8 protein-coding genes and 1 other RNA gene are annotated in these 6,052 nt (G+C 66.6%); 6 read left to right on the top strand and 3 right to left on the bottom strand.

Features of this window, described 5'->3' with window-relative positions; all coding sequences use genetic code 11:
* The first annotated feature begins 33 nt into the window (after nucleotides 1-33).
* From DBR34_RS06395 to ssrA, 5 genes are all read left to right on the top strand, one after another.
* On the top strand, nucleotides 34-471 hold the full coding sequence (locus DBR34_RS06395; RefSeq protein ID WP_128096169.1) for a GNAT family N-acetyltransferase: 438 nt from the start codon (nucleotides 34-36) through the stop codon (nucleotides 469-471).
* Nucleotides 472-564: 93 nt separating this feature from the next.
* Nucleotides 565-924: a hypothetical protein gene (locus DBR34_RS06390; protein WP_128096162.1), complete on the top strand. Its 360-nt coding sequence runs from the start codon at nucleotides 565-567 to the stop codon at nucleotides 922-924.
* A 49-nt stretch (nucleotides 925-973) separates the two neighbouring features.
* Nucleotides 974-1,336 carry a DUF6713 family protein gene (locus DBR34_RS06385; RefSeq protein WP_128096161.1) on the top strand — a complete coding sequence of 121 codons (363 nt, stop codon included), beginning with the start codon at nucleotides 974-976 and terminating at the stop codon, nucleotides 1,334-1,336.
* 97 nt (nucleotides 1,337-1,433) lie between these two features.
* Entirely contained in the window at nucleotides 1,434-2,354 is a 921-nt protein-coding gene (locus tag DBR34_RS06380) for a tetratricopeptide repeat protein (protein ID WP_181393916.1), read from the top strand.
* Nucleotides 2,355-2,469: 115 nt separating this feature from the next.
* Nucleotides 2,470-2,869: a transfer-messenger RNA gene (ssrA, locus tag DBR34_RS06375) on the top strand.
* Between the two features lie 97 nt (nucleotides 2,870-2,966).
* Here ssrA and DBR34_RS06370 read toward each other — a convergent pair.
* Both DBR34_RS06370 and DBR34_RS06365 read right to left on the bottom strand, forming a co-directional pair.
* The gene (locus DBR34_RS06370; RefSeq protein WP_128096159.1) at nucleotides 2,967-3,872 is read right to left on the bottom strand and encodes an ADP-ribosylglycohydrolase family protein; all 906 of its coding nucleotides are present in this window, start codon (nucleotides 3,870-3,872) and stop codon (nucleotides 2,967-2,969) included.
* Between the two features lie 82 nt (nucleotides 3,873-3,954).
* A complete protein-coding gene (locus tag DBR34_RS06365) occupies nucleotides 3,955-4,680 on the bottom strand; it encodes an enolase (RefSeq protein ID WP_128096158.1) in 726 nt (241 codons plus the stop codon).
* Between the two features lie 164 nt (nucleotides 4,681-4,844).
* On the opposite strand from DBR34_RS06365, the gene DBR34_RS06360 reads away from it, so the two are divergent.
* Nucleotides 4,845-5,390 (top strand): DUF1203 domain-containing protein, encoded by a 546-nt coding sequence (locus DBR34_RS06360; RefSeq protein WP_308812516.1) that lies wholly within the window; start codon nucleotides 4,845-4,847, stop codon nucleotides 5,388-5,390.
* On the opposite strand, the gene DBR34_RS06355 is transcribed toward DBR34_RS06360, so the two are convergent.
* Entirely contained in the window at nucleotides 5,348-5,896 is a 549-nt protein-coding gene (locus DBR34_RS06355) for a GNAT family N-acetyltransferase (RefSeq protein WP_128096157.1), read from the bottom strand. The two genes, DBR34_RS06360 and DBR34_RS06355, sit on opposite strands and share 43 nt — an antisense overlap.
* Nucleotides 5,897-6,052: the final 156 nt, after the last annotated feature.

Below are 6,052 nucleotides of genomic sequence, written 5' to 3'. Positions count from 1 at the left end.
GTCCCGCACCATGCGCCGCCACAACCGCGACGCGTGACCGCCCCTGCCCCGCCACCCCGTATCGAACCGGCCACGGCCGACGACGCGGCGGCGGTGTTCGCGGGGCTGCGCGCGTTCAACGACGCCGCCTGCGGCAGTGCACTGGACGACCAGCCCCTGCATCGGGTGATCCGCGACGCGGACGGGCAGCCCTGTGCCGGCCTGGTGGCCGATGTCTACGGCGGCTGGCTGATGGTGCACGCCCTGTGGGTGGACGCCAGCCAACGCGGCCGTCGGCTGGGCCAGACCCTGCTCGCCGATGCCGAGCAGCAGGCGGCCGCGATGGGAGCCCATTCGGTCATGCTTGATACGTTCTCGTGGCAGGCCGAGGGCTTCTACCTCAAGCAAGGCTATGAGGTCTTCGGGCGGCTGGAGGACTTCCCGCCCGGGCATCACCGAACCTACCTGCGCAAGCGGCTGGCCAGCGCCTGAGCGCACCCGGCCGGGCGCCGTGCGCACTGCATTTTCCCGCAGCGCACCCACAAGTGTCAGAATCCCCGCTTATTACCCAGGCTGGAGCGTTGCGTGACACAGGAAATCCCCCAGGAAACCACCGCGGGCGCGGACCCGATCGACGAAATCAAGGCCGATATCGCCGCCTATGAATCGATCTTCGCCGAGCTGACCCGTGCGATGGATCCGGCCGCCCTGCTCAAGGTGCTGACCTACCTGGGTCGCAATGCCAAGCGTGACGCGTCGGAAAAGCAGACCTTCGACACCCTGGAACACCGCCGCCTGATCGCGCGCGTGGACGCGCTGATGGCGCAGGTCCAGCCGGAAGCCCGCAAGCAGGCCATTTCCCAGCGCAACGAGCAGAACCACCAGCGCAAGCTGAAGGCCAAGCACCAGGCCGACAGCAAGCGCCAGCGCGAAGGCAAGCGCTGAACCAGCTCGGCAAGCAGACAAGACAGGAACGGACCCCTGCCGGTGCCCCATGGAAAAGAGTTACTTCGCCACGCTGCTGGCCCTGATCGCGCACCAGATCGACGCCGCCTACTGGCATGAGTGGGACCTGTTCCACCTGCCGGGCGGCGTGCAGGGCTACCTGCTGTTCAACCTGCTGGCCCTGCCGGTGCTGCTGCTCGGGTATCGGCACGTCGTGCTGGGCAGCCCGCAGGCGCGGATGTACGCGCGGACCTGCGCGGCACTCGGAATCGCCACCTTCCTCATCCACGCCGGCTTCGCCGTGGCCGGGGAGCGCAGCTTCCACCTGCCCCTGTCCATCGCGATCATCGCCGCCTGCCTGCTGGCCGGCCTGTGGCTCGGGTGGCGCAGCCGGCGCACCGCGTCGGCCTGAGCCAGACCACGCCCCCGGCAACGGCAGGCGCTGTACGTACTACCGGTGGCCCTTCGGGATGCACCCCATGCCGCAAAGGGCATTCACGATCCGCACGTTGACCCCACTGCTGTTGTTCGGTGCGTTGGCCGCCACGGCGACCGCGGCGACGGCCGCCAGGCCCGCAGCCATCCCCGCGATGCACGCCTGCACGGCCGACGAAGCGGACCGCCGACGCATCGGGGACGACCGCATGGAAATCCCCGATGACGCCGCCAGCATGAGAGACACGGCCCAGCGTTCGGCGCACCAGGGGCTTCCCGCCGCCCAGTCCAGCCTGGCCGAGGCCCATCTGTTCGGACGGGGTACGCCGCCCGACCTGACCCGCGCGATCACCCTGTACCGCCAGGCCGCGGCGCAGGGCAATGCGGAGGCGATGCGCCGGCTGGGTGACATCCACGCCATCGGCGGCCCCATCAACCGCTACAACCGCTACCCCGCCGGCGCCCAATGCATCGCGGTCGACCTTCCCGAAGCGGCGCGGTGGTACGTGAAGGCGGCCGAGGCGGGCGACGCACTCGCACAGGAACAGCTGGCCATCGCCTACCTCGCCGGGCTGGGCGTCGACCCCGATCCGGTGCAGGCCGAGCGCTGGCTGGAGGCGATCGGGAAGGAGCGCCGCGCCCATGCGGTGTTCTACCTGGCCGACCAGTACCTGTATGGCCGCGGCGACGTCGTGCCACGGGACCTGGCCAAGGGCGCGCATTACACCTTGATCGCCGCCGAACTGGGCCACCCGCCGGGTCTGGCGCAGCTCGGCGCGCTGCACGAGCACGGCACGGGCGTCGAGCAGGACGACGTGAAGGCCTACGCCTACGCGCTGGCGGCGCACGACCAGGGGCTTCCAATCGAGGACCACCAGTTCGCCAACCAGGTGGCCACGTTCCAGGCCCGCATGACCGAGGCCCAGCAGGCCGAAGCGCTACAGCTGTTCCGCAGCATCCGCCAACTGCTGCATAGCGAAGGGACCTACCTGTAAGGCCGCTTCCGCGCGCGCGGAAGCGCTCGCGTGACTGTTCAGCTGGAGTGGAGTAGCATTGGCCCCGTCAAGTAGCGTCTGGGTCGCCAGATGTCTTGCGGTTCTTGAAGAAACCGGGGGTGCATTGGTTTCGACGGGGGTTGTGAAGTTACTTGGTGCATGCCGAGGGGGCAGCTTTCCTCGTTAATCCAGCAGCAAACTTTTAGTTGCCAACGACGACAACTACGGTTCGGACTTCGCAATCGCCGCCTAAACAGCAGCAGTTGCTTTAGTTCTACAGCCGCCTAAGGCGAACCCCCGAACCTACTTGTGCCCGTGCTCGTAGATGTAGGGTCATTATCACGGAACCGGTTGTGATGGCTGCCTGTCAGTCACGACTTAACTAAAGCAGGCTGGTCCTGGGGTGCGCTTTGCACGCCGTGCTGCCACAGGGCGAGATTCAACGGCGAGCTAAGCATGTAGTACCGGGGATGGAGTGCCTTCGGACGGCGGTTCAATTCCGCCCACCTCCACCAATGACGGGTTCGAAAGAATCCGAAGAAGCCCGGGAATCCTTACACAATAAGGGTTCCCGGGCTTTTTAATTTCCGGCATGGGCTGTGCGCAGCCAGCCTATGCCTCGGCAAGATTGCGCTGCAGCAGGCCATCCGCCAATGCCGCGATCTCTTCTCCCCGGTGGACACGGGCGAGCCAATCCGTTGGGATGCCGGCCACGCCGTAGAAGGCACCCGCCAGCTGACCGACAACCGCTGCAGTGGTATCCGCATCGTCACCGAGGTTCGCAGCCTCCAGCACCGCACCAGCGAAGGTGTCGTGCCGGTGGAAGCACCACAACGCGGCTTCCAGGCTGTCCACGACGTAGCCCGTGCCACGTACCTGGTCGCGCTTGGCGCTCCGGTATCCGCCGGCGGCGATGTCGCGCAGACGCTGGCTGGAGACCTCGATGGCGGCCAGGTCCAACACCTCCGACTTGTCGTACCCCGCCAGCGCGCGTTCAAGCGCCACGGCCAGCAGGCGGCACGCGTCCAGACACTCCCCCGCCGCGTGCGTCGTACGGGAACTCAGCACGGCCATGGCCTGAAGCTCCGGCTTCCCGGCAAACCGAAGGGCCACGGGCGCCAGGCGCATGATCGATCCATTGCCGGCGCTATCGGGGTCGGTATTGCCTGCCAGAGGGTCCCCGGTCACGAGGTAGGTGTGGATCGCCCCGCGTGTTGCCACGCCGATATCGAAGCAGGTGCCCGTCGAGCTCCAGTAGCCATGCTGATACCAATTGGCGTAGCGGTTCATCTGATCCCGCGGATCGAACGCGTCGCAGCGGATCAGGCTCTCGGCCAGGCACAAGGCCATGGACGTGTCGTCCGTCCACTGTCCTGGCTCCAGGTCGAAGGGTCCGCCGCCCACCATGTCGGTCAACGGTTCGAAGCTGCCGCGTGGCTTGAACTCCAGCGTGGTGCCAACGGCGTCGCCTGCGGCCAAGCCGAGCAAAGCGCCTCGGTATCGATTCTGTAGGTCCATAGGGCGATTCTAGGACAACAGCGCCACCCGCGATGCAGGCCTGTTGCTTCCGGCGCGTGGTGAACACCCCGCACGCCCTCCATCAGGTCCAATCAAACGAGAACAACACAGTGCGGCTGTCCGGCTCGTACAGCATCACGATGGCATCGGCGCCGGTGGCACACCAGTTGTAGCCGGCAACCGTGGCGGCCGCGAAGAACGGCCTGCCCGCTCGGGTGATCCGCACATTCTCTGCATCGGCCGCTTGGTCACGTTCGTACATCAGCGGATCCAGCCACAGCTCGAACGCAGAGGGGATGGGCGCGGTCTCGGTCCAGTTCCCGTCGGAGATCTGTCCGCCGAGCGTGTCCAGGTAGGCCTGCTCGTTCGGCCCGCCGTCACCAAAGTGCGAATAGCTGGCCAAGCGCCCATGCTCCTTGAAGTAGGCCTTCGCCCTTGCGTAGCTGTCGCGCATTTCGCCGATGTGCTCCACCAGTTCCGGGTCCTGCACCTTGTCCCCCAGGAAGTAGCCTTCTTCGCCAAGGAAACGCATACGGTTGTCGCTCGTCAGCTCGAACGCGATCCAGTTGGTGCCGATGCACGCGTTGTGATGCGCCTCGGTCTCTTCGCCGAGGCATCCTTCATAGGGCTCGACCGGGCACAGCATCGTGGCCACGGTACCCGCCAGTTCCGGACGCAGAATGCCCAGGTCCATGGAGATCAGCGGCAGTAAATGCGCCGCCAGCCAGGCCTGCCCCGGAACGAATACGTCGGCAGGAAATGGGGTGAGGCCCGGCTGGAGCTCGCGGATATCGGTCTGGTAGAACATGGCGGTCCCTGCATGCGAAGAAGGCGGTCGATACGTCGTAGTGTGCACGCTGCCGACGAAGGCAGGAAACGCGGCGGCTCCGCCGGCGCCGAAAGCACCGGGCCGCGCAGCCCGATGGTGTGGCGTCCGAAGATGGCGAGCAGCGCCCACCGCATCGCATCAGGATGGGCGCACATCAGGAGACCCCCATGCACCGTTGGCATCTGAGCGGCCTTGACCACCGCCCATTCGAACCCCTCTTTGAGACGGATGACAGCGACCTCGCAGCGCGCGGGATCGTGCGCTGCGTGGCCACGCAGGACCACGGATTCCCCTGCCGCATCAGCCTCGTCGACGCGCGCGTTGGCGAAGAGCTGTTGCTGCTTCCCTACACGCATCTGGCATCCAGCTCGCCCTACCGCGCATCCGGACCGGTGTTCATCCGGCGGCAGGCAGTACGCTGCATATTGCCACCCGGCGTGGTGCCGCCCTACGTGCACCGCCGGCAGATGTCGGTACGCGCCTACGACGCACGTGCGTTCATGCTCAGCGGGCAGATCTGCGAAGGCAGCGAGGTAGCCGCAGCGCTGGACCAGCTGTTCGATGATCCCCACGTGCATCAGGTCCACCTGCACAACGCCGGGCGCGGCTGTTTTTCCTGCCGCGCCGAACGCAGCGATACCGAGGATCAGCGCGACGCGATGCCACCGTCGGCCGCGATCAACCCATAAACGTCGAAGTCGCGGGCAACACCTCGCACCTGCCGGAAGTGGCGTAGTCGGCCTTCGTGCTGGAAACCACAGCGGCGCAGCACGGCGGCGGAAGCCACGTTGGTGTCCAGCACGCAGGCCTGGATGCGATGCCAGCCGAAGGCCGCCAACGCCCATCGGCTGACCGACTGGCACAGCGCGCTGGCGATCCCACGCCCCCAATACGCAGGGCAGAGTTCGTAGGCGATTTCTGCGGTGCCATGCGGCCACTGGATGCTGTGGAAGCCGATGCTGCCCACCCAGGCACTGGCGCGGTCCACGACCGCCATGCGGATCTGGGTGGGCGCGCGGGGTGTTTCCAGCGCGTCGAACAGCGGCGCCAGATCGTCCATGGAGGAGAGCTGCCAGCTGGTGTGTTCCAGTACGCCCGGTTGCATCAGGCAGGCATACCAGTCGTCGGCGTCGCCCCGCACCAGGGGACGCAGGCTGACCTCGGGGTGTCCGGAAGGTGGAATGCGGTTACACATGATGTGGGGGGGCGGTGCGGTGTCCCTCAATCTGCCCTCGACACACCCGATGGGTCAACCCGCAACGGCGCTCAGGTGCTTGTGGAACAGCCGCATTTCTTCCGCGTGCGGCGCGCGCTCCAGCAGCGCCTGGTAGCGCGCCTGCAGCGCGTCGTG

This window comes from Stenotrophomonas sp. HMWF003 (genome assembly GCF_003061285.1).
In the GTDB taxonomy this organism is placed as follows: Bacteria; Pseudomonadota; Gammaproteobacteria; order Xanthomonadales; family Xanthomonadaceae; genus Stenotrophomonas; species Stenotrophomonas maltophilia_AP.
Note: the sequence above shows the minus strand (reverse complement) of the source record. Positions and strands in the feature narration are given on the sequence as shown.

Excerpts from the sequence above, each read along its gene's own strand:
- DBR34_RS06385 (WP_128096161.1), top strand. The coding sequence starts at position 974 with ATGGAAAAGAGTTACTTCGCCACGCTGCTGGCCCTGATCGCGCACCAG.
- DBR34_RS06370 (WP_128096159.1), bottom strand. The coding sequence starts at position 3,872 with ATGGACCTACAGAATCGATACCGAGGCGCTTTGCTCGGCTTGGCCGCA.
- DBR34_RS06365 (WP_128096158.1), bottom strand. The coding sequence starts at position 4,680 with ATGTTCTACCAGACCGATATCCGCGAGCTCCAGCCGGGCCTCACCCCA.
- DBR34_RS06360 (WP_308812516.1), top strand. The coding sequence starts at position 4,845 with ATGGGCGCACATCAGGAGACCCCCATGCACCGTTGGCATCTGAGCGGC.
- DBR34_RS06355 (WP_128096157.1), bottom strand. The coding sequence starts at position 5,896 with ATGTGTAACCGCATTCCACCTTCCGGACACCCCGAGGTCAGCCTGCGT.